This window comes from Sphingomonas naphthae (assembly GCF_028607085.1).
Classification (GTDB): Bacteria; Pseudomonadota; Alphaproteobacteria; order Sphingomonadales; family Sphingomonadaceae; genus Sphingomonas_Q; species Sphingomonas_Q naphthae.
This window is the reverse complement of sequence record NZ_CP117412.1, coordinates 42,919-69,578: the sequence shown is the minus strand read 5'-3', so window position 1 is coordinate 69,578 and position 26,660 is coordinate 42,919. Positions and strand designations below refer to the sequence as shown.

Below are 26,660 nucleotides of genomic sequence, written 5' to 3'. Positions count from 1 at the left end.
CAACCGAACGCGAGTCGGATCGCCTTGAAGCGTTCATGGACGCGGTGCTGGCAATTGCCATCACTCTCCCGGTGACCGAACTACACGCACCAGAGCCGACTGACGGCGACCTGGCAGCGGCATACCTAAAGCTGGCACCGGAATATGCGGCCTACGCCCTTAGCGTGATCCTGATCGGCCTTTACTGGGCTTCCAGCCACTTAACCGGCAAGCTTCTGCAAAAAACCGATCATGGCTACAATCTGCTGAGCATCGGCTTTCTTGCCGCTGTCAGCATCACGCCATTTCCTGCGCGGCCGCTCATCGAGCATCTCGGCGGTGACGCGGAAAGCAAGACCGCCGTTTTGGCCTATCTGGGCGTGGCAGCTGCGCCGGCGACGTGGTGGTTCGTGCGTTGGGTTTACGCGACCGCGAGGGGACTTCCAGACCCGCGCCTGACGGACGCCTACCTTAGGCGGATAACCCTCAAATTCGCCGTCACCGCCGGAGCCTATTGGGCAGCGTTCGTCTTGGCATTCTGGAATTGGCGTGCTGGACTGATCGTCGCGGGGATCGTTACGTTGAGCTATATCGTTCCGCCAGCAAAGCCCAGCTACAAGCCAGGCCAAGATCCGGAGAATGGCTGAGACCGGCTATAGACCCGGCACGGCGGGTGCTCACATCGGCTAATCAATCCAGGATCTTATCGATCGTGATCGGCAGGGACCGCACCCGCTTACCGGTCGCGTGATAGATCGCGTTAGCAATCGCGGCAGCGGTGCCGACGATGCCTATTTCGCCAAGGCCTTTGACCCCGAGCGGGGTCACTTCGGAATCGGGTTCATCGACGAAGATCACCTGGATATCGTGAATGTCAGCATGCACGGGCACATGGTATTCGCCGAAGTTGTGGTTCATCCAGCGACCCAGCCGGTGATCGGGGAAGGTCTCCTCGTGAAGTGCCATGCCGATGCCCATCACCACGCCGCCGAGAATCTGGCTGCGCGCGGTTTTCGGGTTGATGATGCGGCCAGCGGCGACCGCATCGACGATGCGGGTGACGCGCACCACACCCAGTTCCTCGTCCACCTTCACCTCTGCGAAGATCGCGCTGTGGGTGTTCTTTGACTTGTGCAGACCCTTCCACATGTCGCCGAACCCGGGCGCAGCGGTTGCTTCCTCTTCGATCGCCGTCAGGTCAGCGGCACGCATCGCATCGCCGAACGGCACCCGGACCGTTGGCGTGTCCTTGAGCACGATGCAGCCGTCCTCGAACAGCACGTCGTCTATCTTCGCGTCGCCCAGCGGCTCACCAGCGATCTTGCCGGCCGCCTTCAAAAGCTTCTTGCCGAGCGCCTGGCAAGCGAGCTGTACCGCCGCACCGGTCGATGCCGCCCCCCACGATCCACCTTCGACCGGGGCGGTCGGCAGGTCTGAGTCGCCCAGCTTGGCGGTGATCTGCTCGGGCGGCAGGCCGAGCGTCTCTGCGGCGACCAAGGTCATCACCGTGTAGCTGCCGGTGCCGATGTCCGAAGTCGCGCATGCTACTTCCAGATTTCCGTCGGCCGTGAGCTTCGCGCTCGCAGACGTCTTGGAGAATTGCGCGTCCCACATGCCAGTCGCGCAGCCCCAGCCGACCAGCTCCTTGCCATCGCGCATCGAGCGCGGCTCGGCCGAGCGCTCACTCCATTTGAATGCCTCGGCCCCCTCGCGGAACGCCTCCCGCAGCGCCTTGCTGGTGTACGGTGTGCCGTTCATTGCATCGATGGGTGAGTAATTGATGAGCCGAAACTCGAGCGGGTCGACCTTGGCGGCATAGGCCATCTCGTCGATCGCGATCTCGAACAGCGTCATGCCGGTTGCCGCCCCCGGCGCGCGCATGTCTGCTGATGTCGGTGTGTCGATCTGAGCGACGGTGTATTCAGCGTCGGCGTTCGGGCAGTCGTAGTTCATCAGCCCCCAGGTGACGACGTTCTCCATATTATCTTCGTAGCGCGAGGTGGAGGTGGTCGCCTCGTTGCGGATCGCGGTGAGCTTACCGGTCGTCTCCGCGCCCAGCGCGATGCTCTGGATCGCCTGGGGGCGATAGGCGTGGCTGAACATCTGATTGCGGGTCATCGTGACCCGGACCGAGCGTTCCAGCATCTTGGCGGCGAGCACCGCCAGGAACACCTGATGCTGCGGTCGGAGTCCGGAGCCGAAGGCGCCGCCGACATAGGGGTTGAGCACGCGTACCTTCTTTTTCGAAAAGCCGAACACGCTGGCAAGGTAGGCATGCACCCCCTGCGAACCTTGGGTCTTATCCCACACGGTGATGCTGCCGTCGCCGTGCCATTCGACGGTGGAGCCGAACATCTCCATCGGATTGTGGTGCTCCGGCGCGAGCCGGTAGTCGCCGGCCACCTTGAGCGGGGCGTCCGCAAACGCCTGCGCCGCGTCTCCGCGGTTTTTCGGCGCCATATAGCCGCTGCGCTTTTTCTTCGGCACGTACTTATCGCCGACCGCAACCTCGAAGTCGGTATTGTGCGCCTCCGCCTCGTAGGCGACCTCGACCATGCTGGCGGCGAAGCGCGCTGCCTCGAACGTCTCGGCCAGCACCAGCGCGATCGGCTGCTGGCTGAAGTGGATGCGGTCATCGTAGAGTGGCCGGAACGGCGAGCCAGGAATCTTCATCTCGTCCTGGTAGCTGTGGTCGGTCCAGGCGACGTGCGGCCGGTTGAGGTGTGTGATGACCTCGACAACGCCGGGCACAGCGCGCGCGGCTTCCTCATCGATACTGACGATCCGCCCTTTGGCGATCGCGGCCTCGACGATGTAGCCGTACAGCAGGTTCTCCACCGGATGCTCGGCGGCGTAGCGCGCCGTGCCGGTGACCTTTTCAACCCCGTCGACGCGGTTGATCGAGCTTCCAATCCCGATTTTCGCTGCGGTAGCCATGATGTCTGTTCCTTACGCGACGCGCTTGTCGGTCTGCGATTGCGGGGTGGCCTCGGCAGCCTGCTTCAGTGCGCGAACGATCGCCTTGCGGGCGAGCGTGATTTTGAAGTCGTTCTCGCCCTGACCGGCCGCGCCGGCGAGAAGGGCGTCGGCGAAGGCGCCGAACGCCTGCGGCGACGGCTGCTGGCCCTTCAGCAGCTTCTCGGCTTCCGTGCTGCGCCATGGCTTGTGTGCGACACCGCCGAGCGCCACCCGCGCTTCAGCGATCGTGCCGTCCTCGACCCGCATCGCGACGGCTATCGACACCAGCGCAAAGGCGTAGGACAGACGATCGCGCAGCTTCAGATAGGTGTAGTTCTGGGTGAAATCCTCGGCCGGCAGGTCGATGCCCGTCACCAATTCGCCGGGCTTCAGCGTGTTGTCGCGCCACGGCTCGTCGCCGGGCAGCCGATGGTAGTCGGCGATCGGGATCGCTCGGTCGCCTTCACGACCGGTCACCTGGACGGTCGCGTCGAGTACCGTCAGCGCGACGCACATGTCCGACGGGTGCGTGGCGATGCACTGGTCACTTGCGCCCAGGATCGCGTGGATGCGGTTGACTCCGCCGATCGCCCCGCAGCCTGAGCCCGGCTCGCGCTTGTTACAGGGCGTGGCGACGTCATAGAAATAATAGCAGCGCGTGCGCTGGTTGAGGTTGCCGCCATTGGTCGCGGCGTTGCGCAACTGGGGGCTGGCGCCGGCAAGGATCGCTGAGGAAAGCAAGGGATAGCGTTGCTCGACCCGCGCGTCCCAGGCCGTATCGGCGTTCGGCACGAGCGCGCCCAGCCGCAGTCCACCGCCGTCCAGCTCCTCGATCGCGTCCAGCGGCAGGCGGTTGATGTCGATCACCGTCATCGGCCGATCGACGTTCTCCTTCATCAGGTCGATCAGGTTGGTGCCGCCCGCCAGATAGCGGACCTGCTCTCCGGCACCCGCCTGCACCGCTTCGGCGACGCTGGTCGGGCGGGCATAGTCGAAGCGGTTCATGCCTTTTCTCCGATCACGTCGAGCACCGCATCGACGATGTTCGAATAGGCGCCGCACCGGCACAGATTGCCGCTCATCAGTTCGCGGACCTCCTCGCGGGTTTTAGCCTTGCCTTCATTGATGAGGCCCTGCGCCGAGCAAATCTGGCCAGGCGTGCAATAACCGCACTGGAACGCGTCGTGGTCGCAGAAGGCGGATTGCAGCGGATGGAGGTCGCCCGGCTGGCCTAGCCCCTCGATCGTAGTGATCTCCGCCCCGTCCAGCGTCACCGCCAGCTTGAGGCACGAATTGATGCGGCGCCCGTCGACCAGCACGGTACACGCGCCGCACTGACCGTGGTCGCAGCCCTTCTTGGTGCCGATCAGGTCTTCGCCTTCCCGCAGCAGATCGAGCAACGTCGTCCAGGGCTCGATCGCGCGGGTGCGCGTCTCACCGTTGATCGTCAGCGTGGTCGGCACCGTGCCGATCGGCACGGCAGCGTATGTGGCAGTATTGACGGCTGTCGGCATGATCGGCGCCTTCATGTTTTGCGTTAGGCCGGGATGGCGGTGATGTCGGCGGTGTTTTCCTCGGCAACCCCGTTCTCGCGGTGGCGAAAGGCGGACAACACACGATACACCTGCAACCGCGCCCGCATCACCGATCCGAGCGGCCGATGCGCGGCCAGGCTATGCGCGGGCCGAAAGGTCATCACCTCGTCGAAGTAGCGCACGCGCGCCGGGCTATAGGCTTCCTGCGCAGGAATGCGGATCGTGGCGACAGTGCGGTACTGGCTGTCCTGCGATGGCCACTCGACCGAGGCGTCCTCGATCGGCTGCGTCTCCGCGTTCGCCCAGAGCTGCACCTTAAGTTCAAACACCGCCTCATGGTCGCGGAAGTAATCGGTCGCGGCATGGCGGAAGCCGTCCTCGTCTTCATGCGGATCGAGCTGCCACTCGCCGAGCGCGTCCTGCGCCTGCGACGCTGGAACCGCCCCGAGCTTGGCGACGTAGTCCCCATAGCGCACCGGCGCCTGGCTGAAATAATCGTCGCCGATCGGATGGCTGAACGGATGGCCGAAGAAATCCGCCTTGGCATAAGCGGTGTTGAAAAGGCTCAGCACCTTGTTGAAGTTGCGCGCCATCGACGACACAGCGCTCTTGACGCCCTCGGGCATGGGCGTCGCCGCGCCGATCTTCTTCGCATCGCTCAGGAAGCCGGAAGCGGTTCCGGACGGGAACGTCCGTCCCGTGGCAAGGACGAAATCCTGCGTCGGCGCGTCATGCCCGGGCAGTTTTTCACCCTCAACGCCGAACACCTTGATCGCCATGCCGCGGTGCGTGGACACGCGATCGCCCAGCGTTTCGCCCGGGCCTTGCGCAAAGCGGATCGCTACGTCGTAGCTGCCCGCCGTGGCGAACAATCCCTGCGCCAGTTCGAGCGGAAGGTCGTCGGCAATCGTCAGCGTGCCGACGACGCAGGCCGAGCTCTTGGCATGGCTGGCGCGCACGGCGTGCTGCTCGCGCTTCTCGACCACCTCGCTCTGCTGGGTCATCCCCTGGATGATGCCGTCGATCGTTTCCTGCTCGTCGGGCTCGAGCGTCTCGATGTCGTCGCGGTAGCGCAAGTAGGCCATGACGATCCTCAGCGGATCGGAGCGAAGGAGAACAACTCGGTACGAATGGACGGCGGCGCGCCCGGCTTGAACCATGGCGTGTCCTGGATGTGGCTCGCGGTGACGTAGATCGTCCCGTCAGGCCCTTCGGCGAACGTATCGGGCCAGCGCAGCCGTTTGTCGGTTAGGACAATCTTGGTGGACGTCCCGGCGAGCCGCCGGATCGAATAGTCGGTCGGCGAGGTGATGTAGAGGGTGCCCGCCTTGCTCATCCACAGGCCGTCGGCGACGGCAGTAGTAGCGACTGTCTTCACCGCGGCGGCGCGGTCGCGCTCGCTGACGTCGGAGCGCAGCTTGTCGGTGGCGATCGAATAGAGCGTCTTCCCGGTCAGCGCCTGCCAGTAGAGCGTCTTCCCGTCATTCGAGATCGCGATGCCGTCGGACGCGAACGTAGGCTGCCGCCCATCGGGGCGAACAAGCGACTTGCCCTCGATGGCGACGGTGACGCTCTTGTCGATCTGGGTCGACGGATGGCCATCAAGCGCTCGGAAGCTCTTTCCGTCGTCCAAGTCGACGACGATGATTGCGCCGCGCGTGCCGCTGTCGGTGATGTAGCCGGTCCGGCCATCGGGCGAGAACCGGATATCGTTGAGGTAGGTGCCCTGCAACGCAACGTCGCCCGGTACCGCGATGACCTTGGTCACCTTGTTGGTCTTCAGGTCTATACGGACGAGCTTCGGTGCGCCCTCCAGGATCTTCTCGTTGCCGGGCGCGCCGGGATCGAGCACCCAGAGATTGCCGTGGCCGTCGGGAACGATCGACTGGACGCAGACGAAATACTCGCCAACCGGCATTTCGTTTGCCCTGGCGTTGCGCCAGCTGTTCCACTTGACGTCGGGATAAGGCCGGAGCGATCCGTCGGGCATCACCTCGGCAACGGAGATCGGTGCGTCGTCGGTCCAGCGCGGAAAGTTGACGAAGCGGCGGCCGTCGGCAGTGACGGCGACGCCGGTGACTTGGTGGTCGAAGCGCGCCACCTGCGCCAGCGCAGCGCTGCGACCCACCTGGGCGTAGGCAGCTCCCGCTAGCGCTATCGTGAGGGCACCGAGCCCGATCAGAACACCGCTTTTCCGCATCAGTCCGCTCCCATTCACCGGACGCAACGCGCGGCGGTCCGCCCTTCAACGAACGTGACCCATGCTTAGACCCAAAAAACCTAAAAAAATTAAGAGGGCTAGGCAGAATGCCCATCGCACGGGCGTCCTGCATCTGTCGCTGAAGCCAATTGCACGATTGTTCGGCCCGATATGGCGCGCTGGCGATTATGTACATCACGACTCAAGCTAGTCCTTGGGCGGTGCAATGATCCCTTCGCAAAGGAACCTACTCCATGCCGAACGCGAACCCACCCGATGGCGCTACGCAACCCGATACCGACGCTGACTTCCGTCACCGTCCGCATGGGCACGACAGCGGCAAGGACGCTCCTTCCGTGTCGTCGCCGTCCGAAGGTCCAGGAGTGGGCAGCGCCGCTTGGAGTGATCCCGGAGCAGCGCCGGAGCTTGCAGGTGACAAGCCGGCCGGCGGGGTGGATGCTGACCATCCGCACCTATTTCATCTGGCTGAAGCACCTGCCAATGTGTTCGACGGCGGCGGTCTGCAAGGCGGACACGAGCATAACTGGCCTATCCTGAAGGGACAGCAGGGGGCCTGCTACATCGCGCGGCTTGCGCCCGGCGGCGTACGCGAGCCGCATTGGCACCCCTACGCCTGGGAGATGAACTTCGTCCTTCAAGGTCGCGTCCGCTGGACCTTCGTGGGGCCGAATTCGGCGCAGGACGGTCCATTCGAAGCGGGAAAGGGCGACATGATTTTCGCCCCACAAGGCCATTTTCATTATTTCGAGAACGCGAGCGATACCGAGGATCTGTTGGTCCTCATCGTTTTCAATGCGTCCTCAATGGAGCCGGACGATGACATCGGTCTCGTCCAGTCCTTCAAAGCGATGCCCGCCGACGTTTTGGCCGCGGTGTTCGGCGGCTCGATCGAGCAATTCGAGAACCTTCCTGACAAGCTCGGCCGCGTCGTTATCGCCAGCAAGAAGGGGCTAAAGTGATGCCGACGTTCGCCTCCGACGCCTTGGCGGGCAAGGTTGCTGTCGTCACTGGCGCAGCGCGTGGCATCGGCCGCTGCGCCGCCATCGCACTCGCGCAAGCTGGAGCGGACGTGGTCGGCATCGATCTGTGCGCCGCCCCAGCCCGATCGACACCTTTCCGGCCGCGACGAGAGGCAACCTCGACGACACCGGGTCGCTGGTAGCAAAGGCGGGCCATCGCTGGCACGCGATCGTCGCTGACCAACGCGACATTGGCGCGTTGCGCGCGGCGCGTGACGAGGTTGTGTCGGCGTTCGGTGGGATCGACATCCTGTTCGCCAACGCCGGCATTCAGGCGTTCAAGCCGCTGCTCGAAATGGACGACGCCGACTGGCACGACCAGATCGACAACAACCTGAACGGCACGGCGAATGCTATTCGCGCCTTCGCTCCCGCGCTGGTCGACCGTGGCGGCGGCCGGATCATCGTCACCTCGTCCACGCAGGGCCAGCATGGGACGCTCAACGGCGCGAGCTACTCGGCGTCGAAGTGGGGCATCCTTGGGCTGATGAAGTCGGCTGCGCTCGAACTCGGCAGACACAAGATCACCGTCAACGCGCTCGTGCCCGGTCTCATCGATACCGCTCTGACGCGTCACGAGGATCGCTACGCACAGGCGATCGAGAGCGGCGGTAAGCAACCCACCGGCGATGAAGCCAAGGACGAGAAGACGGCCGCGGAGGCGCTTGCCGCCAAACTGCCGCTGGGCGTGCCGTGGCTGGAACCCGACGCGATGGCGCCGGCAATCGTCTTCCTGGCATCGGAAGGCGCTTCGATGGTGTCGGGTACGAGCCTCGCCGTAACGGGGGGCGACAGCGCCAACGTGACTGCCTGAACCAAGGAGGTCCGCCACAATCGCTCTGTCCCCTTTCCCGATTGGGATCCCAATCGGGACGGTCGTCGGCGCTCGCGCTGGCCGTTCGTTTTCGGGACGAGCGGGTCGTGGCTTTTGGCTTTTACAGGTAACTCGCCCCCAGCGATCATTACGATGCTGATTTGTGACACCTGCAAACCCTTGAACAAGCTAGGCTAAGCGCCGGGCGTCAGAACCGGACGTGGCTGTTGAAAAAGTCCTACTGAAGGCTGCCGATCGTCTGTCGAAATCGCCTTTTTAGATTATGCGAGAGGTTTGCTTATCCGGTTCCACCTGAGACATCAGGAGCCACCTTGGGGTCGGGATCCTGTGCCTTGCCGGTTGCGGGTGCCGCTTTCTGGCTCGGCATAGCGGTGAGATAAGCAACGATCGCGTCAACGTCCTTCTCGGCCACCGGCGCCTTGTACACCTCACGCATCTTGGTGACGGTCGCCTTCCACTGGTCCGCCGATAGCGCAGGCTGAGTTAGCGCCATGCTGGCCGAGTGGCACGAAGTGCAGTTGGCGTTGATGACGTCGGCGTGCGGACCATCGGGGTAGGTAGCGTCATCGACCGGCAGGTCGACGCTGGTCGAGGCGAGCGAAAAGCCGCGGGCTGAGACGCTGGTGGGCGGTGCCGGCTCGGATGTCTCGGAGATCGGGGCAGGCGCCTTGCGGCTGCTCGGCGCCCCGATCGAGACGAGGATAATGCCGGTCAGGCCGATCAGGCCAGCGGCCATGATGCCGGGAGACGGGGTCTTCATGCTACTCGCTCCTCAGGCCGCGATGATGGTGGTGGTCTCGATATTGCCGCGCATGAACCCGCCCGGGTTCCAGATCGGCTTCATCGGCTGGGCGACACCGTTGGTGTTCCAGCAGCGCACCATGATCGGGTTGGCACCGCGTCGCAGCGGCACGCGACCATCCCACCGACGGAAGCTGTACCTGCCCTCGTCCGCTCCGAGCGTCGTCCTGTACCAGGTGCGGCCACCGTCCGACGACACATCGACCTTGGCGACGCCGCAGTCGCCGCCCATCGCGATCCCGCCGACCGGGATCGACGCTTCATAGGCGATCGCCTGACCATCGGGCAGGCTGGTCATCCAGCTACGCGGGATCATGCGGTTGATGGGGACAGTCGGGAAGTCTCTGGCGCCGGGCGCGACATTCGCGCCCGGCGTCGCGGGGATCTTGTAGGCCTTGGCCATCCAATACTGGTCGTCGGGGCCGGGCAGTACCTCGATCGAGTTCAGCATCTTGACCCAGTAGGTCGAGTACCAGCCCGGCACGATCAGCCGGCAGGGAAAGCCATTGAGGAGCGGCAGCTGCTCGCCGTTCATGCCGAAGGCGATCATCACTTCGCCGTCGCGGGCATGGTCGATGTCGAGCGCCTTCTCAAAGTCAGGGGCGCCCGCCACGACCGGCTGATCGAGAGCGCCGAAGCGCACCTGCACCGCGCCTGCCTTGACCCCGGCGAGGTCGAGCACGTCGCGCAGGCGCACACCGAGCCACTTGGCGTTGCCCATCGCGCCATTGCCCCATTGCGCGCCGGCGACGCGCGGCTGGAACAGCCCTCGGCTGTTGCCCGAGCACTGGTTCACCGCCGCCATCTCGACCCGCGGCAGGCGCAGCAGCTGAGCGAGGCTGATCGACAGCGGCCGATTGACGTGGCCGAAGACGTTGAGGCGGAAAGTCTCGACATCGATCGAGGTCGGGATATCGGCCCAGTGCCAGCGGACGAAGAACTGGTCGTTGGGGGTGAACACCGACTTGTCGAACACCTCCATCGGCGTCTCCAGCAAAGGCGGATGGACGCGCTGAAGGATCATGCTGCCTTTGCCGGGAAAGGCGCTGGTCATCGGCCGTTCGGCATTGCCGCCGGGCAGCTTCAGGTCGACGAGCTGCTGCGCCAGCGCAGGCGCGGCGGCAAGGCCGACGGTACCGAGCGCGGCATGCCTGAGAAAGCGGCGACGGCTGGTCTCACTCGCCAGCCCGGCGTCGAAATTGTCCATGACAAGGCTCTCCTGTGGCCAGTCACGCTGGCGGATCGAAGGGGCGTTCTGCAAGTGATCGGACCGACTGATCCGATCATCATGGCGGATCAGTTCGGGGTGGCGATGCAGGGTGAGACGAACAGGTTGCCGCGCCATGCGCCGGCCAGCGTCTTGGCGCCGACGAGCAGCCACATCGCCGCAAGCGCGATCGTCAGCACCGTGCCGACAATACCGAAGAAGCCGAGATTGAGCGTCGTGCCGAGGCGGAAGGTGGCAACGGTGTAGACGCCGAGCGGGAAGGTATAGCCCCACCAGCCCAGATTGAACGGCACGCCGGCGCGCCAGTAGCGGATGGTGATGAGCGTCGCGAGCGCCAGCCACCACAGGCCGAAGCCCCACAGGCAGAGTCCGGCCACAACGCCGATCCCTTGCGCGACGGCACCGACACCGGCCAGCCCGTGCGCCGCGAGGATCGCCGGCGCGTCCGCCCCGAGCACCAGCATGCCCAGAGCACCCGTGCCGATCGGTCCCAGCGCCAGCCAGGAGGACGCCGCCATGCTCTCGTGCGGCAGTTTGTGGAGCGCCATGCGCAGGATGAGGATGGCGAGGATGCCGAACGCGACCGGCACCGAATAGGCCCACAGCACATAGGAGGTCGCAAGCGTGACGAGCTGCGCGTGAGGATCGGCCAGATGCGGCGCGAGCAGCCCGCCGCTGGCGCCCGCCACTTCGGCAGCGACGACCGGCAGCAACCATACCGCGGTCATGCCGTCCAGGCTGTGCTCGTGACGGGTGAACATCATGTACGGGATCAGCACGCCACAGGCGAGCGACATGGCGGCGTCGATCCACCACAGGATATGCGCGACCGGCACGATGCCATTTCCGAACCGCGCGATGCCGAAGGCGAGACAGCCGTTGATGATCGTCGCCAGCCCCATCGGAATGGTCCCGATGAACATCGACACGGTGTTGTGCCCGAAGATGCGCCGCGCCTCGTGCCCGAACATCGCCCAGCGAGCGCCATAGAGGCCGGCGAACAGCGCGAAGAGCGCGATGTTGAAGAACCACAACACCTCGCCAATTGGCTTCAGCAAGGGTCCAATGCCGGGTACCTGCGGCAGCGCGAGGGCAAGGATGCCCGTGCCCATCGTCGCGGCGAACCAGTTGGGGGTGAACTGGCGGATCATCTCGCGGGGGTGATCGAGCCGGCTGAGCGGCTTGAGGCCGCTGAGAACGGAGTGCGTGTCGGCAGTCATGCGACCTGCTCCTTGATAAGATCCGTCAGCGCGTCGGCCGCGCGGGTGCGATAGCGTTCCTTGTGGCGCAGCGCGTGAAAGGCGCGGTCGGGCAGCCCGAGCGGCAGCTCGACCAGATCGCCGGCCTTGAGCGCGCGCGCGACGACCAATCGCGACAAGACGGCAACGCCGGCACCGGCCTCAACGGCGGTGCGCACCGCCTCGTTGGACGGCAGCGTCATCGCTATCGTCAGCTGGGCCGGATCAAACCCGCGCGTTCGCAGCACGTCCTCGAAGGTCGAGCGCGTACCCGATCCCTGCTCACGGACGATCCAGCGTGCAGTGCGCAGCCAGGCCTCGTCGATGCGTTCGGCTTCCTCGCGGCCGACCAGCACCATCGGGTCACGCCCGACCTTCCAGTGGGCGAGCGCCGGTTCATCCACCTCGCCCTCGACAAAGCCGAGTTCCGCCGCGCCGCTCAGCACCTGCGCTGCCGCGCCCTCGGTGTTGTCGATCGCCAGCTCGACCGCAATCTGCGGGTGGCGTTCGTGGAAGGCGGCGAGCTTTGCCGGCAACCAATAGCTCGCGATCGTTTGGCTGGCGACGATCCGCAACGAACCACGCGCAAGCCCGGCATAGTCCGCCAGCATCGTCTCGGCATGCGCTGCCCGCCCCAGCACCGCGCGCGCTTCCTCCAGAAAGCCGCGGCCCGCCTCGGTCAGCTGGATGCCACGCCCGACGCGGTGAAACAGAGGAACCCCGTAGCGCGCTTCGAGGGCCGCAACCGCGCCGGAGGCAGCAGACTGCGTGACGTTCAGCGCCTCCGCTGCCTTGGTAACGTGTTCGCGCTCCGCGACGCCGACGAATATTCTGAGCTGCTCCAGGGTCATGCAGCATATATCGCGCGTCTTGATCGATACGACCAACCGTTTGATATGGTCATTCCAATCTGGATATCGGAATGATCGGCAGCCTTTCGTCTGCGAAGGTCTCGAAGACTTGAAGCGTTACGCGGGCCCGCGACGTTTGATCGTCCATGACCGATATGATCGAGCGCAGTTCCGATCCCTACAACGCCGAGCCGACGCCCGGTGCGTTGATCGAGCGGTTCCTGACGCCGCAGGCGCTGTTCTACGTGCGCAGCCACGGGCCAGTGCCGGATCTGCCCGCCAATCATCGGATCGAGGTGAGCGGGACGGGCATAGCGAGCCGCTCCTTCTCGGTGGAAGAACTGAAAGCTACGTTTTCCACGCACTCGGTGACAGCCGTGCTCCAATGCGCGGGTAACCGGCGCACGGACCTCCAGCAGGTCGGCAAGACGTCGGGCGATCCTTGGGATGTCGGCGCGATTGGCAATGCGGAGTGGACCGGCGTACGCTTGGCCGATGTGCTCGATGCAGTTGGCGCGCCTGATGCGTCCAACCTGTTCGTGGCGTTCACCGGCGCCGACGAGGTGGACGTGGAGGGCGAAGAAGCCTTGTTCGGGGTCTCGATCGCCATGGACAAGGCGCGGCAACCCGACGTCCTCATTGCCTGGGCGATGAACGGCGAGCCGCTGACGCCCGAACATGGCGCCCCGCTCCGCATGGTGGTGCCGGGCTATGCAGGCGTGCGCAGCGCCAAATGGCTGACACGGATCGAGGTGCGAGACACGCCTTCCGACGCACCGATCCAGGCGCACGACTACAAGCTGTTTCCCGCCGATGTGACGAGCGACACCGTCGACTGGAGCCAGGGTCTGACGATCAACGCCATGCCGCTCAACGCCGCGATCTGCTCGCCCGGTGCGGGCGAGAGTTTGGCCGCCGGGGAGGTGCGGATTGAGGGATATGCTATTGCCTATGACCGCCGTGTTTCTCGGGTCGAGGTGTCGGTGAACGGCGGTCGCGACTGGCAACAGGCGACGTTCGCCGATGATCCGGTGACGCACTGGGGTTGGCGGCGCTGGACCCTCGATGCCACGCTTGCCAAGGGACGCCAGCACCTTGTCGTGCGCGCCTTCGACGAGGCTGGACAGGGACAGCCCGAACGACCGGACACGATGTGGAACTTCGCCGGCTATCTGTGCACCGCCTGGCATCACGTTCACGTGCTGGTCGAATGATCGAAGCATCAGCGGCATCGGACATCGCCTTCTGGATCGATGCGATTAGTCGCCTGGTGGTGGCGACCGCGGCCGGGATGGTGCTCGGCTGGGAACGCTCGCGGGAGAACCGGCAGATCATGGGCCTGCGGACGCTGGGTCTGGTCGGTCTGGCGAGTTGCATCGCCGTGCAGGCGATCGTGCATAGTGGCTTGCCGAACGTGAACGCCGATGCCGCAGGACGGGCGATGCAGGGCATTCTGTCCGGCGTCGGCTTCATCGGTGCCGGTGCGGTGCTGCGGGTCGGCCAGGGTCAGGAGGTGCATGGCCTCGCGACCGCCGCGTGCATCTGGGTCACCGCCACGATCGGCGCGGCAGCGGGGTTGGCAGTGTGGCCGCTCATCATCGGCGGGGTGAGCCTTGCAATGCTCGTCCTGTTCGTCGGTGCGCCGCTGGAACGCCGCATCCGCGAGCGGGCTCGCCTGACGCCGACAGGAAGGATGTCGAGCGCAAGCCGTGATCCCGCTGGACCGCCCGGTGCCTGTCAGCGTCGGGAAGCGGCAAGGTGCAATCAGGACACCAACGCCGCATCGGCCTGGCGCCGGACCTCGTCGGCGATCGGATGCAACTCGGCCGCGGGTCGCTCGCCCACCACACTATAGCCGATCCCATCAACCGCCCATGTGACCCGGCCCATGGTCCCGCTGGACGTGCTGGTCATGCTCGCGGTCTTGTCGATCTGCATAGGCCTCGTCAGCACCGCGAGTTTCGACGCTTGCGGTCCGTCGTAGAGGAGCAGTGCCGCAGGGCCGTGAGGCGTCGCGACCAATCGCCCCCCGCCATAGCGATAGCCGGCTGTGCTGAGGTCCGGGATGGTGACGCGCTCACCCAGTCGGGCGGAGGTCCACCGGATCAGCATGGCGCGCTGGTCGGGGCCGATTTCCGCCGGTCGTATCCGGTCGGCGGCATAGACACGGAAATTGTCACTCGCCTCGTTGGCCAGCGCCGCGATGCCCGCGCGGGGTTCACCGCTCCACCGCGCGCTCGACCAGCCCCCGCCAAACCCCAACGCCAGCAGAAGTGACGCGGCAATGGCGAGTTGCCAACGCGGTTGCCTTTGCCGTCCCCTGATCGCTGCCACGCGCATCGTCGCCGGAATGGGTTCGTCCGCGATCGTGGTGAATAGGGATGCAAGGGCTCGCGCCTGCTCCGCCTGCTCCCGCAAACGGGCATGCAGATCCGGCTGGCCTTTAAGGTAGGCGTCAACCAGGCGCTGCCGCTCGGGCGACAACCTGCCATCGATCCATGCGGCCAGATCGTCCTCGCCGATCGGGCTGGTCATTGCACGCTCCTCAATCGCGGCCGTTCACCCTCCCGGAGGAGTGTCGCCAGACGGTCGCGCCCCCGCGATATGCGCGACATCACCGTGCCCAGCGGCACGCCGACGACGGCAGCGACCTCCGCATAGGGCAGACCCTCGACCGATACGAGGAGCAGCACCGTTCGCTGCTCTTCAGGCAACGCATCAAGCGCGCGCAGCAGGTCGCGGTGGTGCAGGCCTGTGTCCTGATCGGCCGGACGGCCGAGCGCGGCGTCATCCACGAGGTGGAGCGGAACCGCCGTGCCTCGCCGGCTACGCTGCCGCTGATGGTCGACCAACAGATTGTGCAGGATCGCGTAGACCCATGGGCGAACCTCCACCCCGCGCCGCTGTCGCCATCGCCCGACCGCGCGCTCGAGGCAATCCTGCACCACGTCGTCCGCCATCGCCCGATCGCGCAGCCACGACCGGGCATAGCGGCGCAGGCCGGGGATCAGGGGTTCGATCGCGGCGGCAAGAGGGTCCATTTCAGTCGCGCTGCACCTGCACGATGCGTCCAGGCGCGCCGTTCACCACCTCCGCCACCGCCAGAAAGCGCCGGGGCGTCGCGGTGCTGCCCTGAACGATCTGCCGGATCGGACCCGATGCGTTGACGATCGCCGCACCTGCCGGGTTGCTCATGAAGTTCGCAAGCGGCTCTACCGCACCACTGCCGTCCGCATTGGCGGTCAGCACGAGCATGTAAGGCTTTTTGGGCTGCAAACCGGTAACGGCACTTTGCACGACCTGAATGATGCCCTGGTCGAAGAGGGTGATGCTGCTTGCTGTACCTTTGCCGCCGATCGGCCCCATGGTCAGATGCAACGCCTTGCCGGCCGTGCCGAGCGGCTGGAGATTGTCGGTGCCGGGGCCTGTCGGAACTGCGTTCGACACATAGGCGATCGCCTGCGGTGCCTGTCCGACCGGCACGGTGGCAACGACCGTGTTGCCAGCGGTGTCGATCGCGGCGAGCTCATCGGCATTCTCCAGCCCGACGTAGATGCGCCGGCCGTCGCCCGATGGCCAGACACCGTGCGGCATCTTGCCGACCGGGATGGTGGCGACGGGCGCGAAGTCGGATGTGCGGAACACCTTCACCGCATTCTCTCCGCCGACCGTCACATAGGCGAACTGCCCCTTGGCCGTGCGGGCGAAGTTGACATGGTTGGTGATCGGCCCGGTATCCAGCACCTTCAGGATCGCGAAGGGTGGTCTCGCATCGAATGCGACCGTCTTGCCGATGTCCTTCAGCGTGAACCACACCTGCTTGCCGTCCGGCGTCGCGGCAATATTGGGACAGAACGGGCTTGGCTGTGCCACCTGTCCGACCTGCGCGTGGGTCGCGACATCGAACACGGCCAGCACCGGATTGAACGACGAACAGACATAGCCGTACCGGCCATCGGGAGAGAAGATCGTCATGCCCGGACCACCGGGCGTCTTGATGCGCCCCGTCTCCTTGTACGTCGTAGGGTCGAGCACGGCGATATAGTCCTCGCCGCGTACCGTAACCCACACCTCCTTGCCGTTTGGCGTGAAGAACGCCTCGTGCGGACTGCGCCCGACATAGGTCGTGTGCTTGACGGTGTTGGTGGCGGTGTCGATCCACGACACGGCGTTCGATCCGATCGACACGACCGCCAAGGTCTTCCCGTCCGGCGAGAAGCCGAGGCCGTGGACCAGCACCTGTCCCTTGTAGAGCGGCGAAAAGTTCATCGGCTGGGGATCGCCCAGCTTGATGACGCCGAGCAGCCGGTTGTCGGCCGGGTCCGTCACCGACACCGTGTTGGAGAATTGTTCGGACGCATAGACGCGGTCGCGGTGGCTGACGGGTACGTCCCTGGCGTTCCATGGCGCCTGCTGGGCCATGGCGATCCCCGGTGCGGCGCTCATCAGCAAGGCGGCCGATCGAAGGATGGTCCGGATCATGTCAGTGCTCCATATGGCTGTGGTGGTCGCCGCCCTGCGTCGGGGCTGGCGTCGAAGGGGGTAGCGGCTGACCGATCGCCAGCTTCATGGCGGCGATCTCCTGCTGCTGATCAATGATGATCTCCTGCGCGATGCGCTTGAGCTGCTCGTTGTGGCCGTAGCGAAGCTCCGCCACCGCCATATCGATGGCACCCTGATGATGCGGGAGCATCATCGCCACGAAGTCGCGGTCGACGTCGCCGGACGGCTTGACCATCATGCCCGCCATCATCCGGTCCATCGCGGCAGCCACCATGCTGGCGTAACCACCGGCAGGGGCGGCCGCGACTGCGCCTGTGAGCAGGGCCGAAGCAGTCAGACCGAGCATCCAATATCGTCTACGCATAAGCCTCCGGCGCATCAGTCCTGAAAGCATAGACGACGCTCGCCCGGGTTTATTCCATGGGTGAGCCGGTTATCAGCCTTCCCGATTGGGAACCTCCAACGGGACGATCGTCACCGCCACAAAAATGCGTCGTATCTCCGCTGGGGCTTTCCCAAAATATGTTCCCGAAATATGAGTCCCGAAATTCGCTGTTTGAGATGGGATAACGGGACTCATGCTGGTTGGTTATGCGCGTGTCTCGACCTCCGACCAAGACCTGACACTACAAACCGATGCGCTGACCAAGGCCGGGTGCGAAAAGCTGTTCACCGACAAGGTGAGCGGCGCGAAGTTGAACCGTCCCGGTCTGACCGAAGCCCTCAATTTCGTGCGGGCGGGTGACACGCTGGTGATATGGAAGCTCGATCGCCTTGGCCGTTCGATCGGGGGCTTGATCGAACTGGCGGCCGACCTGTCCGCTCGCAAGATTGATTTTCGATCGCTGACGGACGGGTTCGACACGGCCACTCCATCCGGGCGGCTGCTGTTCCATATCCTCGCTTCCGTCGCGGAGATGGAGCGCGAGCTGATAAAGGAACGGACGATTGCCGGTTTGGCAGCGGCACGGGCCAAGGGCGGCACGGGCGGAGGCCGCAAGTCAGTCATGACGCCCGACATGCTCGACACCGCCCGCAAGCTGCTCAAGGCTGGCGACAAACCAGCGAAGGTCGCGAAGCTGCTACAGGTCGGCCGTTCCACCTTCTATCGCCACTTCCCTGCGACCGAGCGCGAACCTGGTTAATTGGCGTCAGAAGATCGTCGCGTAATAGGATTGCTCGAACCGGCCCCGGCTGATCCGGGCCATGTGGTCGATGCGTTCCGGCACCGGAGGCGGGCGGCGGGTCTGGGCCGGTTGCGCATCGGGGCGGGCCAACAGCACGAGATTGGCAATCGTCGCACCCAACAGAAACTCTTCCTCGGCACCGCGCAGGCCGCGAAGGTGCAAGCGAGTCAGTCCCCGCTTGCCCTTCGCATCGGCAAACACCCGCTCGACGCCTCGACGCAGCCGCATCGACCGCTTGAACAGGGGCGTCTGCATCTCGCCGCGCACCAGCTCGCGCACGTTCTCATGTTCGCTGTGCGTGACCGACCTGTTGCTGCCTGCGGTGCATTTTCGTTTGAGGTGGCAGGCGCGGCAATCGGCAGGACTAGCGCTGTATCGGAGGAAGCCGGCCCGACGATCGGCACCGCGAAAGGCCAGTATCTTCCCAGCGGGGCAGACATAGCGGTCCTGCTCCCGTTCATAGCGGAAGGCTTCGCGGGGGAATTTGCCCTTGGTCTGTTCGGATCGTTCCAGGGGGCACCTCAAGGTTTGTCATATGGACAGCGGCAGTCGGAACAAATGGTCAACAAAGGCCTGAGCGTTGCCGCAAAGTATATTAAGTTTCGTGGGTTTGTGAGGTTGGACGAGTTGGAAGTTACCGGATCACCTCTCGTGATGTTTCACCCGCGGAGCTCGTAGTAGACGATCTGCCATCCATTCTTGGGACCGCGCCACTGGGTGATCTGAAAGCTATGGGCTTGTGCAGACCCGTCCAGGACGCGGCTACTCCACCGTAGCGTTTCATCGTAACTGCTTCCGGACGATAACGCACCCGCTATGCGCCGAATGGGCAGCTTGGCGGGGAGCCTGCGGATGCGTCGGCCATCGTTGCCGACAAAGATAACGTCTTCGGCCACGCTTCGTCTTGGAACAGCCAACCAGTCGACCTGTTTGCCGGCCTGCTCCTGTCGCAAAACAGACGCGATCTCTTTCGCATCGCTAACGGCTTGGATTTGGAGCTGTTCATTGGTGAGTTTTGCCGAGCACTCAGGTTCGATCGCTTGTAAACTTTCTGCCGCTAATGCCTTCGATCCATCCCGACGATAGTCGTCGATTTCCCAGCGCCACCCCTCAGCACTGTTCCGCCAAAGCGTCTTATATGATCCAACTCGATTTCCGCCATCGTACAGCCCGCCGATAACAACTGCCGACCCGCTCGGATCACAGGACGGAAAGACAAGTTCGGGTCTGCGCTCGGCATGGCTCTCGACACTCATCATTGTGAGCCACCACCTTCGGCTACTCTCGGCTGCTTGCAACATGCTGGCCACAGATGGAGAGCGCGCGGTTTCGGGCGCATGTTGTATTGGCCAGGGGTCGCTTTGTGGACCGAAACTGCGTGCCGCTGCCTGACGGCCACTGGCAAGTACAGCTTCCGAGTAGGCCCGCTCCGCCTCCAGCGCGGAATTCGGCGAACTTGCCGCTAGTAGAAGCGCGAAGATCATGGCGAAATCCTACTCCTCAATCAACGTGTCGAGCGATGTACGGGCATCTGCGCCGGATGGTTGAGCGCCCGATAGAGCGTGGCATGATGACACTTCAGCAGCTTCGCCGCTTCGCGCACCGATGTGCCTTCGCCGACGAGACGCTGTCCGAGCGCGATCTGGTCCGGAGTGAGCTTGGGCTTACGCCCGAACTTCACGCCGCGCGCCATGGCTGCCGCGCGGCCGGAACTGGTACGCTGGTGGATCAGCTCGCGCTCGAACTCCGCGATGCCGGCGAACACGGTGAGCACCATGCGTCCCGCAGGCGTGGTCGTGTCGGCCCAGGGCTCGGCGAGCGAGCGCAGCCCCGCTCCCGCCTCGTTCAGCTTCTCGGCGATGTCGAGCAGGTCGCGCGTCGACCGCGCTAGGCGATCGAGCCGGGTGACCACAACCACGTCGTCGTCGCGCAGCTGCTCCAGCATCCGGTCGAGTTCCGGTCGGGCGCGCTTGGCGCCGGACACCTTCTCCTCGAATGTCCGCCGGCATCCGGCCGCCTTCAGTGCCGTCTTTTGAAGCGTGAGATCCTGATCGTCGGTAGATACGCGCGCATAGCCGAGGAGCATGTCGCAGATGTGCATTGGAACACGGCTGATTAGCAACAGACATTTGCGACAGCGTCCGCCCTCGTGTGTAAACGCTCGCGCTAAATGGCGGCGTTCTGATCGCGCTATTTGTCAGTTGCCGGGTCCGATGACGAGGCAATCGCGCGCGGCCTGAACGATGTCAGCGGTGACCTCCTCGACGCGGTTGAGGGTCATGATCCGCCGCATCTGCGCGAACAGGCGCTCCATGAGCCGGAAGTTGCCGCGCGTGATGCGGATCACGGCTGCCTGCGCTTCGATCGCGTCGAGTTGGGCCGGGTCGAAGCTGATCCCGAAATCGCCGGCGTGGGTCGCGAGCAGCAGCCGCATTTCGGTCTCGGTAAGCGGTTTGAACTCGTGGACGAAGCCGATCCGCGAGTAGAGCTGGGCATAGCGGGCGAGGCGCTTCTCCAAGCCCGGCATACCCATCAGGATCAGCCCGAAGCCGTGGCGATCGGCCATGTCGCGGAGATGTTCGAGCGACTTTATGGTCAGGCGGTCGGCCTCGTCGACGATGACGAGGGGGCAGGCGATGCGGGCGGCGTCATGGGTGATTTCGTCCTGCGAGCCGCCCGCGACCGTCAGCCGGGCATAGCCCAGCTTAATGAGGTTGAGGCCCAACACCGCGTCGATCGTCTTGGGCGTGTTGCTGACCGACACGGTGTAGAAGACGGCGCGGCAGCGAGCGACCTTTTCGCCAAGGAGCGCGGCAATGGGACGGAGCGCGGCATATTCCCCCAGGTCGGGGAAGCTGGAAAACTCGCGCGCCGATCGCGTCTTTCCGACGCCCGGCCGGCCATGACACACGCCGATATAGCGGTAGTGCGCGCAGGCTTCGGCAAACTCGACGAACCGGGCATGTTCGCGGGTCGCCAGGAACGGCTGCTCGACCAGGAACTCAATCGTCAGCGGCGTAGAGCCGGAGCCCTCGGTAGGTGGTGGGCCGGGAAGCCGTATCCTCTTGGTCGCCATCGAAGGTCTCCGTGGGGGCAGGCACCTGCTTGTCGCGCTCCTTCGCGCCGCGCCGGGCGCGCTGGATCGCGCGCAACGACGGGTGCCCAGCGTGCTCGGAGCTGAGCGCACGGCAGACGAACCGGCCCTGGTGGTAGACGTGGATCTCGGTCAGGTCGCGGGGGTCATAGACCGCCTCGACCTGCTCGCCGACGAAGGCCGCGAGCGTGGGTTCGACATAGCGCCTGCCCATCAGACGGATGCCGTCGCGCAGCACTTTACGGGGCTTGGGCACGTGCACGAGCAGCATGTCGAGCTGTTCAAGGCTGTCGGGCATTGCGGGCAGGAACCCGCCCTTCTGCCAGCGCGTGATCGGCGGTTCGCCGGTGCTGCCATGCGGGCGACGATGATAGACGCCGCACACGAACGCCTCGAAGCGGGCGCGCAGCTCGTCGAGCGTGAGCACTGGCGCCGACAGCGGCTTGCCCGCGATCAGGTGGCCGGGCAGGTCGGGCAGGAACATGTCGTTGATGGTGCGGAACAGCCGCTCGATCTTGCCGCGCCCGCGAGGACGCCCCGGCAGCGAATGGATGAGGCGGATTTTGAGGGCGATGCACGCCTGCTCGATATGCTCGGAGATGAAATCCGAGCCGTTGTCGACGTAAAGCTGTTCGGGAATGCCGCTGACGATCCATTCGGGATTGGGCTTGCGCCAGATCGCCTGCCGCAAGGCGAGCGCCGTGTTGAGGGCACTGGGGGCATCGAGGCTGAGGAAGTAACCGGCGATGGCTCGGCTGTGATCGTCAACGATGACGGTCAGCCAAGGACGCACCGGGGTTCCGGCATCATCGAGCACGAGAATGTCGAGAACGGTATGATCGGCCTGCCACATCTCGTTCGAGGTCGCGGCTTCGCGCCGATGCACTAGCTCGTGCTGGTCGCGGTAGACGGCCGGATCGGAGGCTGCGGCGATCTGGCTTGCCGGTATCGCCCTGACGACACGCGCGACGGCCGCATAGCTGGGGGTTCGGTGTCCATGCGCGATGGCGAGTTCCTGCACCTTTCGGTGAATGGCGGCGACCGGGGGTCGCGGGCGCTTGGTGGCGAGAGTGCGGGTCAGTTCGACCAGATGTTCCGGTAGGTGCAGCCTGCCCCGATCGTTGCGCGGCAGACGCGCGAGACCGGCAAGTCCTTCGGCACGGTAGCGCCCGAGCCAGCGCTGCAACGTCCGCTCGCTCAGCGTGCCGGTGCGGGCGAGGTCCGCGAGCGGGATGCCATCGGCGAGGTGCGGTTCAAGGACGCGGTAGCGCTCGATCGCCAGCGGCGGGACAAGCGCCGGATGCGTCACCGCCGACGGTCCGTGTCGCAGGTAAGGAAAACGGAGATTTGCCTGCCCATCGCCATGCGAGTCCGCTCGCGTTGCCAAACCGGCCTGTTCGACGTAAATCTACCCGGTAAAGAAAACTAGGGCAACATAGACCTGCCGATGACGACTTTCTTCCCAAACCGCGCCCGATCGGGGCGCCACCGGCCCTACGCATGAAAATCGGTTACGCCCGCGTATCGACCGCCGAGCAGAACCTGGACCTCCAGCGTGATGCGCTGAAGGCTGCCGGCTGCGAGAAGGTCATCACCGACAAGGCCTCCGGGGCGACTGCCGCTCGCCCTGGATTGGAAAAGGTGAAGGAGCTGCTTCGCGCCGGCGACACACTGGTGGTCTGGCGCCTCGACAGGCTCGGCCGCTCGCTCCGTGATCTGATCGGATGGATGACCTACCTCGACGAGGAAAAGGTCGGGCTGCTGAGCCTGCACGAGGCGATCGACACGACCACCACGTCGGGCAAGCTTACCTTCCACCTGTTCGGGGCATTGGCGGAGTTCGAGCGCAACCTGATCCGCGAGCGGACCCAGGCCGGTCTCACCGCAGCCCGCGCTCGCGGCAAGAAGGGTGGCCGGCCGGCCGCACTCGGCAAGGACAAGCGCGACCTGGCCGTCAGGCTCTACCACGAGAACACGATGCCGATCGCCAAGATTTGCTCGATGCTCGGCATCTCCAAGCCAACACTCTACGCCTATGTGCGATCGGCCGAGACCAAGCCGGTAGCCGCGTAGCGACGCTCGCCGACAAATAGCGCGATCAGAATGCCGCCACTTAGCGCGAGCGTTTACACCTCGTGGCGTGACCGGTCAGGGCCGCTGTCGCGAAACTTGAGAGTTACGCGACACCTCGCACGTGTCGGCCATAAACTATACGCTCCCGGACAGGGGGTGATCGATGGCCAGACGCGATCTGTTAACGGGCGACGAACGCCGCGCGTTGTTCGGCGTGCCCCTCGACCATGCCTCGCTCGCCAAGCATTACACGGTTGCCGATGAGGACCGGCCACTGATCGAAGCGAAGCGCGGCGACGCCAACCGGCTCGGCTTCGCGCTGCACCTCGCCCTGCTGCGTCATCCCGGCTTCGGCATACGCCACGACGATGTCGTCCCCGATTTTCTGATCCGGCACCTGGCCGCGCAACTCGACATCGCGCCCACAGCGTTCGAGGGCTACGCGCATCGCGCCCAGACCCGGCTCGAACACGCCTGGGAGGCGATGGAGCGTTTGCGCCTGCGCGCGTTCGAGGCGGCCGACGTCCCCGGCGCGCTCGGCGCAGCCACCCGCGCGGCGGAAGCGACCGAACGGGGCAAGCCGATCGCCGCGGCAGTGCTGGGCCATTTGCGTGCTGCCCGGATCGTTCTGCCCGCGCCCGCCCGTATCGAGCGGATCGGGGTGGCGGGGCGCGCCATGGCGCGCCGCCTCGCGGCCGACACGCTGGTCGATGCGCTTGCTCCGGAGCAGGTGACGGGGCTGGATGCGTTGCTGATCGTGGACCAGGATCGCAGCACGACGCCGCTCGCGTGGCTGCGCGACACGTCGGACAGCCCGACCGCGCGCAATCTCGCCGGCATTCTCGCCCGGCTCGCGCACGTGCGCCGGCTCGGGCTCGACCCGGGCATGGCCGGCCGCATCCACGAGCACCGCTTCGAGCAGCTCGTGCGCGAAGGCCACGTCGCGCCCGCGTTCCTCCTGTCCGACTACTCGCTCCGCAGAAGGCGCGCGACACTCGCCGCAGCCGTCATCGACCTGGAAGCGCGGCTCGCGGACGCCGCGATCGAGATGTTCGGCAAGCAGACCGGCCTCCTGTTCGCCAGGGCCAGGGCCGCGCAGAAGCGCGGCATCGAGGCGACCACACGCGACGTGAACCGGCTCATGCGGCTGCTGGGCGCCACGGTCGGCGCACTCCGGGTCGCGCGCGAGGACGGGTTGGACGTCTGGGCGGCGCTCGACGACGGGGTGGGCTGGACGAGGCTTCTGGACGCCGAGAGCGAGGCGACCGCGATCGCCGACCTGACTCGCGACGAGCCGCTGATCCGCGCGGCGGGGCGCTACATGACGATGCGGCGCTACGCGCCCGCGTTTTTTGACGCGTTCCGGTTCAAGGCGGCAGGCTCGCGCGACGGCGTGCTCGGCGCGATCAAGGTCGTGCGCGCGCTGAACGCGACCGGGCGGCGAGACGTACCGGCCGATGCGCCCATGCCGTTTTCCAGAAAATGGAAGGCGGCGATCACCGAGGGCGGCGTCATCGACCGCCGTCGCTACGAAACCGCCACGGTCGCGACCGTGCGCGAGCGGCTCCAATCGGGCGACCTGTGGGTGGAGGGTACGCGCGAACACCTGCGCTTCGACAGCTATATGCTCCCGCCCGGCAAAGCGGCCGAGATCGCGCTCACGCTGCCGTTCGACACCGACGTCAGCCGCTACTTGGAGGGGCGCGCCAGGCTGCTCGACTGGCGGTTGCGCCGGTTCGCAGGCTCGCTGAAGCGCGGCACGCTCGACGGCGTGGAGCTGCGGGGCGGTAACCTCAGGGTCAGCCCGCTCGCGGCCGTAACGCCCGCTGCGGCCGACAGGCTGGACGCGGCCGTCGACCGGCTCATGCCCCGCGTGCGCATCACCGAGCTGCTCGCCGAGGTGGAAGCCCGCACCGGGTTCCTGTGCGCATTTCCGGAACTGCGCTCGGGCCGCGCCCACTCCAACCCGCAGGCCGTGCTCGCCGCGATCCTGGCAGACGCGACGAACCTCGGCATCGAGCGCATGGCCAACGCCAGCCAGGGCGTCACCTACGCCCAGCTCGCCTGGACGCATGGCTGGTACGTATCGGAAGAGAATTACGCGGCAGGGCTGCGCCATCTGGTGGACGCGCAAGCCGCGCTGCCGCTCACGCGCGTGTGGGGCGACGGCACCGCGTCGAGCTCGGACGGGCAGTTCTTCCGCTCGGGCAGGCGGGGCGCGGCCGGCAGCACCAACGCGCGCTACGACCGGGAGCCGGGGCAGAAGATCTACGCCCATGTCGCCGATACCTACGCGCCCTACCATGTCCGGCTGATCTCGGCGACCGCGGCGGAGGCGCCCTATGTGCTGGACGGGCTGGTCGCGCACGGCTGCGGCATCGAACCCGCGACCCACTATGCCGATACGGGCGGCGCGTCCGACCACGTGTTCGCGCTCGCGCACCTACTCGGCTTCCGGTTCGTGCCCCGCCTGCGCGATCTAGCCGATCGCCGGCTCGGCCTGTTCCCGGGCACGGCCCGCCCCGAGGCGCTCGCGAAGCTGATCGGGCGCCCGTTCAACATCGCTGCCATCCGCGAAAGCTGGGACGAGATCGTCCGGCTCGCCGCGTCCGTGAAGGCCGGCGTGGTGCTACCGTCGGTCATGCTGAAGAAGCTGGCCGCGTACCGTCGCCAGAACCGGCTCGACTTCGCGCTCCAGGAGCTGGGCCGGATCGAGCGCACGCTGTTCACGCTCGACTGGCTAGAATCCAGGGCGCTCCGCCAGCAGTGTCAGGCTGGGCTCAACAAGGGCGAGGCGCGTCACACGCTCGCCCAAGCCGTGTTCGTCCACAAACAGGGCCGCCTGCGCGATCCGCAGTTCGAGAACCAGGCGCTGAAAGCGTCCGGGCTGACGCTGGTCACCGCCGCGATCGTGTACTGGAACACGCTTTACATGGGCCGCGCCGTCGAGCATCTGCGCGCCAGCGGCGAGCCCGCGCCCGACGAGCTGCTCGCCCATGTAGCCCCGCTAGGCTGGCGACACATCAGCCTGACCGGCGATTACCTCTGGCAAAACGCCGCTGCCGAGCTCGATCAAGACGGCTACCGCGCACTCAACATCGCCGGCGGACCCGGAGCCAAGGTGGCCTGAGCCGCCCT

Annotated in this window: 27 protein-coding genes; 9 read left to right on the top strand and 18 right to left on the bottom strand. The window is 65.4% G+C overall.

Annotated features, from left to right (window positions below; genetic code table 11):
* The first annotated feature begins 35 nt into the window (after nucleotides 1-35).
* Nucleotides 36-626: a TMEM175 family protein gene (locus tag PQ455_RS19275; protein WP_273691836.1), complete on the top strand. Its 591-nt coding sequence runs from the start codon at nucleotides 36-38 to the stop codon at nucleotides 624-626.
* Between the two features lie 43 nt (nucleotides 627-669).
* Here the strand turns inward: PQ455_RS19275 and PQ455_RS19270 are convergent, their stop codons facing one another.
* The 5 genes from PQ455_RS19270 to PQ455_RS19250 are packed head-to-tail and all read right to left on the bottom strand — an operon-like array spanning nucleotide 670 to nucleotide 6,672.
* On the bottom strand, nucleotides 670-2,916 hold the full coding sequence (locus tag PQ455_RS19270) for a xanthine dehydrogenase family protein molybdopterin-binding subunit (protein WP_273691834.1): 2,247 nt from the start codon (nucleotides 2,914-2,916) through the stop codon (nucleotides 670-672).
* Nucleotides 2,917-2,928: 12 nt separating this feature from the next.
* Nucleotides 2,929-3,942: an FAD binding domain-containing protein gene (locus PQ455_RS19265; RefSeq protein ID WP_273691832.1), complete on the bottom strand. Its 1,014-nt coding sequence runs from the start codon at nucleotides 3,940-3,942 to the stop codon at nucleotides 2,929-2,931.
* Complete coding sequence (locus PQ455_RS19260) at nucleotides 3,939-4,451, bottom strand: (2Fe-2S)-binding protein (protein ID WP_273691887.1); 513 nt, start codon at nucleotides 4,449-4,451, stop codon at nucleotides 3,939-3,941. Before PQ455_RS19260 ends, PQ455_RS19265 begins: the two co-directional genes overlap by 4 nt.
* A 23-nt stretch (nucleotides 4,452-4,474) precedes the next feature.
* Entirely contained in the window at nucleotides 4,475-5,557 is a 1,083-nt protein-coding gene (locus PQ455_RS19255) for a catalase family protein (RefSeq protein ID WP_273691830.1), read from the bottom strand.
* A gap of 8 nt (nucleotides 5,558-5,565) precedes the next feature.
* Nucleotides 5,566-6,672: an L-dopachrome tautomerase-related protein gene (locus PQ455_RS19250; RefSeq protein WP_273691828.1), complete on the bottom strand. Its 1,107-nt coding sequence runs from the start codon at nucleotides 6,670-6,672 to the stop codon at nucleotides 5,566-5,568.
* 254 nt (nucleotides 6,673-6,926) lie between these two features.
* On the opposite strand from PQ455_RS19250, the gene PQ455_RS19245 reads away from it, so the two are divergent.
* The 3 genes from PQ455_RS19245 to PQ455_RS19235 are packed head-to-tail and all read left to right on the top strand — an operon-like array spanning nucleotide 6,927 to nucleotide 8,526.
* Entirely contained in the window at nucleotides 6,927-7,652 is a 726-nt protein-coding gene (locus PQ455_RS19245; RefSeq protein WP_273691825.1) for a cupin domain-containing protein, read from the top strand.
* On the top strand, nucleotides 7,652-7,855 hold the full coding sequence (locus PQ455_RS19240) for an SDR family NAD(P)-dependent oxidoreductase (protein WP_273691823.1): 204 nt from the start codon (nucleotides 7,652-7,654) through the stop codon (nucleotides 7,853-7,855). Before PQ455_RS19245 ends, PQ455_RS19240 begins: the two co-directional genes overlap by 1 nt.
* On the top strand, nucleotides 7,780-8,526 hold the full coding sequence (locus PQ455_RS19235) for an SDR family NAD(P)-dependent oxidoreductase (protein ID WP_273691820.1): 747 nt from the start codon (nucleotides 7,780-7,782) through the stop codon (nucleotides 8,524-8,526). The genes PQ455_RS19240 and PQ455_RS19235 overlap by 76 nt, the downstream gene beginning before the upstream one ends.
* A 298-nt stretch (nucleotides 8,527-8,824) precedes the next feature.
* On the opposite strand, the gene PQ455_RS19230 is transcribed toward PQ455_RS19235, so the two are convergent.
* From PQ455_RS19230 to PQ455_RS19215, 4 genes are all read right to left on the bottom strand, one after another.
* Entirely contained in the window at nucleotides 8,825-9,307 is a 483-nt protein-coding gene (locus PQ455_RS19230; RefSeq protein ID WP_021224435.1) for a c-type cytochrome, read from the bottom strand.
* Between the two features lie 12 nt (nucleotides 9,308-9,319).
* Complete coding sequence (locus PQ455_RS19225) at nucleotides 9,320-10,555, bottom strand: molybdopterin-dependent oxidoreductase (protein WP_273691810.1); 1,236 nt, start codon at nucleotides 10,553-10,555, stop codon at nucleotides 9,320-9,322.
* An 89-nt stretch (nucleotides 10,556-10,644) separates the two neighbouring features.
* On the bottom strand, nucleotides 10,645-11,796 hold the full coding sequence (locus PQ455_RS19220; RefSeq protein ID WP_273691808.1) for a TDT family transporter: 1,152 nt from the start codon (nucleotides 11,794-11,796) through the stop codon (nucleotides 10,645-10,647).
* Complete coding sequence (locus PQ455_RS19215) at nucleotides 11,793-12,665, bottom strand: LysR family transcriptional regulator (RefSeq protein ID WP_088368481.1); 873 nt, start codon at nucleotides 12,663-12,665, stop codon at nucleotides 11,793-11,795. The genes PQ455_RS19220 and PQ455_RS19215 overlap by 4 nt, the downstream gene beginning before the upstream one ends.
* Nucleotides 12,666-12,811: 146 nt before the next feature.
* Here PQ455_RS19215 and PQ455_RS19210 point away from each other — a divergent pair, with 146 nt between their 5' ends.
* Complete coding sequence (locus PQ455_RS19210; RefSeq protein ID WP_273691805.1) at nucleotides 12,812-13,879, top strand: molybdopterin-dependent oxidoreductase; 1,068 nt, start codon at nucleotides 12,812-12,814, stop codon at nucleotides 13,877-13,879.
* A complete protein-coding gene (locus PQ455_RS19205) occupies nucleotides 13,876-14,520 on the top strand; it encodes an MgtC/SapB family protein (RefSeq protein WP_273691801.1) in 645 nt (214 codons plus the stop codon). Before PQ455_RS19210 ends, PQ455_RS19205 begins: the two co-directional genes overlap by 4 nt.
* On the opposite strand, the gene PQ455_RS19200 is transcribed toward PQ455_RS19205, so the two are convergent.
* The 4 genes from PQ455_RS19200 to PQ455_RS19185 are packed head-to-tail and all read right to left on the bottom strand — an operon-like array spanning nucleotide 14,430 to nucleotide 17,547.
* Complete coding sequence (locus PQ455_RS19200; protein ID WP_058733713.1) at nucleotides 14,430-15,200, bottom strand: anti-sigma factor family protein; 771 nt, start codon at nucleotides 15,198-15,200, stop codon at nucleotides 14,430-14,432. The genes PQ455_RS19205 and PQ455_RS19200 overlap by 91 nt on opposite strands.
* Nucleotides 15,197-15,706 (bottom strand): RNA polymerase sigma factor, encoded by a 510-nt coding sequence (locus PQ455_RS19195; RefSeq protein ID WP_088368483.1) that lies wholly within the window; start codon nucleotides 15,704-15,706, stop codon nucleotides 15,197-15,199. The genes PQ455_RS19200 and PQ455_RS19195 overlap by 4 nt, the downstream gene beginning before the upstream one ends.
* Before the next feature lies 1 nt (nucleotide 15,707).
* Entirely contained in the window at nucleotides 15,708-17,147 is a 1,440-nt protein-coding gene (locus tag PQ455_RS19190; RefSeq protein WP_088368484.1) for a YncE family protein, read from the bottom strand.
* Between the two features lies 1 nt (nucleotide 17,148).
* Nucleotides 17,149-17,547 carry a DUF305 domain-containing protein gene (locus PQ455_RS19185; RefSeq protein WP_420542880.1) on the bottom strand — a complete coding sequence of 133 codons (399 nt, stop codon included), beginning with the start codon at nucleotides 17,545-17,547 and terminating at the stop codon, nucleotides 17,149-17,151.
* A gap of 199 nt (nucleotides 17,548-17,746) precedes the next feature.
* On the opposite strand from PQ455_RS19185, the gene PQ455_RS19180 reads away from it, so the two are divergent.
* Entirely contained in the window at nucleotides 17,747-18,313 is a 567-nt protein-coding gene (locus PQ455_RS19180; RefSeq protein WP_126053444.1) for a recombinase family protein, read from the top strand.
* Between the two features lie 6 nt (nucleotides 18,314-18,319).
* Here the strand turns inward: PQ455_RS19180 and PQ455_RS19175 are convergent, their stop codons facing one another.
* The 5 genes from PQ455_RS19175 to PQ455_RS19155 form a co-directional block, all read right to left on the bottom strand.
* Entirely contained in the window at nucleotides 18,320-18,880 is a 561-nt protein-coding gene (locus PQ455_RS19175; RefSeq protein ID WP_273691793.1) for a transposase, read from the bottom strand.
* 134 nt (nucleotides 18,881-19,014) lie between these two features.
* A complete protein-coding gene (locus tag PQ455_RS19170; protein ID WP_126014483.1) occupies nucleotides 19,015-19,839 on the bottom strand; it encodes a hypothetical protein in 825 nt (274 codons plus the stop codon).
* A 20-nt stretch (nucleotides 19,840-19,859) separates the two neighbouring features.
* Nucleotides 19,860-20,441: a recombinase family protein gene (locus PQ455_RS19165; protein ID WP_007406331.1), complete on the bottom strand. Its 582-nt coding sequence runs from the start codon at nucleotides 20,439-20,441 to the stop codon at nucleotides 19,860-19,862.
* A 111-nt stretch (nucleotides 20,442-20,552) separates the two neighbouring features.
* Nucleotides 20,553-21,431, bottom strand: coding sequence for an AAA family ATPase (locus PQ455_RS19160; protein ID WP_009824028.1), 879 nt, complete (start codon nucleotides 21,429-21,431; stop codon nucleotides 20,553-20,555).
* A complete protein-coding gene (locus PQ455_RS19155; protein ID WP_004212864.1) occupies nucleotides 21,358-22,758 on the bottom strand; it encodes a Mu transposase C-terminal domain-containing protein in 1,401 nt (466 codons plus the stop codon). Before PQ455_RS19155 ends, PQ455_RS19160 begins: the two co-directional genes overlap by 74 nt.
* 191 nt (nucleotides 22,759-22,949) lie before the next feature.
* Here PQ455_RS19155 and PQ455_RS19150 point away from each other — a divergent pair, with 191 nt between their 5' ends.
* Together PQ455_RS19150 and PQ455_RS19145 are read left to right on the top strand one after the other, a co-directional pair.
* Entirely contained in the window at nucleotides 22,950-23,522 is a 573-nt protein-coding gene (locus PQ455_RS19150) for a recombinase family protein (RefSeq protein ID WP_007407197.1), read from the top strand.
* A gap of 163 nt (nucleotides 23,523-23,685) precedes the next feature.
* Nucleotides 23,686-26,652, top strand: coding sequence for a Tn3 family transposase (locus tag PQ455_RS19145; protein ID WP_273691757.1), 2,967 nt, complete (start codon nucleotides 23,686-23,688; stop codon nucleotides 26,650-26,652).
* The last annotated feature ends 8 nt before the right edge of the window (nucleotides 26,653-26,660 follow it).

Excerpts from the sequence above, each read along its gene's own strand:
- PQ455_RS19160 (WP_009824028.1), bottom strand. The coding sequence starts at position 21,431 with ATGGCGACCAAGAGGATACGGCTTCCCGGCCCACCACCTACCGAGGGC.
- PQ455_RS19255 (WP_273691830.1), bottom strand. The coding sequence starts at position 5,557 with ATGGCCTACTTGCGCTACCGCGACGACATCGAGACGCTCGAGCCCGAC.
- PQ455_RS19240 (WP_273691823.1), top strand. The coding sequence starts at position 7,652 with ATGCCGACGTTCGCCTCCGACGCCTTGGCGGGCAAGGTTGCTGTCGTC.
- PQ455_RS19270 (WP_273691834.1), bottom strand. The coding sequence starts at position 2,916 with ATGGCTACCGCAGCGAAAATCGGGATTGGAAGCTCGATCAACCGCGTC.
- PQ455_RS19190 (WP_088368484.1), bottom strand. The coding sequence starts at position 17,147 with ATGATCCGGACCATCCTTCGATCGGCCGCCTTGCTGATGAGCGCCGCA.
- PQ455_RS19210 (WP_273691805.1), top strand. The coding sequence starts at position 12,812 with ATGACCGATATGATCGAGCGCAGTTCCGATCCCTACAACGCCGAGCCG.
- PQ455_RS19225 (WP_273691810.1), bottom strand. The coding sequence starts at position 10,555 with ATGGACAATTTCGACGCCGGGCTGGCGAGTGAGACCAGCCGTCGCCGC.
- PQ455_RS19250 (WP_273691828.1), bottom strand. The coding sequence starts at position 6,672 with ATGCGGAAAAGCGGTGTTCTGATCGGGCTCGGTGCCCTCACGATAGCG.
- PQ455_RS19245 (WP_273691825.1), top strand. The coding sequence starts at position 6,927 with ATGCCGAACGCGAACCCACCCGATGGCGCTACGCAACCCGATACCGAC.
- PQ455_RS19220 (WP_273691808.1), bottom strand. The coding sequence starts at position 11,796 with ATGACTGCCGACACGCACTCCGTTCTCAGCGGCCTCAAGCCGCTCAGC.
- PQ455_RS19145 (WP_273691757.1), top strand. The coding sequence starts at position 23,686 with ATGGCCAGACGCGATCTGTTAACGGGCGACGAACGCCGCGCGTTGTTC.
- PQ455_RS19170 (WP_126014483.1), bottom strand. The coding sequence starts at position 19,839 with ATGATCTTCGCGCTTCTACTAGCGGCAAGTTCGCCGAATTCCGCGCTG.
- PQ455_RS19165 (WP_007406331.1), bottom strand. The coding sequence starts at position 20,441 with ATGCTCCTCGGCTATGCGCGCGTATCTACCGACGATCAGGATCTCACG.
- PQ455_RS19150 (WP_007407197.1), top strand. The coding sequence starts at position 22,950 with ATGAAAATCGGTTACGCCCGCGTATCGACCGCCGAGCAGAACCTGGAC.
- PQ455_RS19260 (WP_273691887.1), bottom strand. The coding sequence starts at position 4,451 with ATGCCGACAGCCGTCAATACTGCCACATACGCTGCCGTGCCGATCGGC.
- PQ455_RS19200 (WP_058733713.1), bottom strand. The coding sequence starts at position 15,200 with ATGACCAGCCCGATCGGCGAGGACGATCTGGCCGCATGGATCGATGGC.
- PQ455_RS19265 (WP_273691832.1), bottom strand. The coding sequence starts at position 3,942 with ATGAACCGCTTCGACTATGCCCGCCCGACCAGCGTCGCCGAAGCGGTG.
- PQ455_RS19195 (WP_088368483.1), bottom strand. The coding sequence starts at position 15,706 with ATGGACCCTCTTGCCGCCGCGATCGAACCCCTGATCCCCGGCCTGCGC.
- PQ455_RS19180 (WP_126053444.1), top strand. The coding sequence starts at position 17,747 with ATGCTGGTTGGTTATGCGCGTGTCTCGACCTCCGACCAAGACCTGACA.
- PQ455_RS19215 (WP_088368481.1), bottom strand. The coding sequence starts at position 12,665 with ATGACCCTGGAGCAGCTCAGAATATTCGTCGGCGTCGCGGAGCGCGAA.
- PQ455_RS19230 (WP_021224435.1), bottom strand. The coding sequence starts at position 9,307 with ATGAAGACCCCGTCTCCCGGCATCATGGCCGCTGGCCTGATCGGCCTG.
- PQ455_RS19205 (WP_273691801.1), top strand. The coding sequence starts at position 13,876 with ATGATCGAAGCATCAGCGGCATCGGACATCGCCTTCTGGATCGATGCG.
- PQ455_RS19275 (WP_273691836.1), top strand. The coding sequence starts at position 36 with ATGGACGCGGTGCTGGCAATTGCCATCACTCTCCCGGTGACCGAACTA.
- PQ455_RS19185 (WP_420542880.1), bottom strand. The coding sequence starts at position 17,547 with ATGCGCCGGAGGCTTATGCGTAGACGATATTGGATGCTCGGTCTGACT.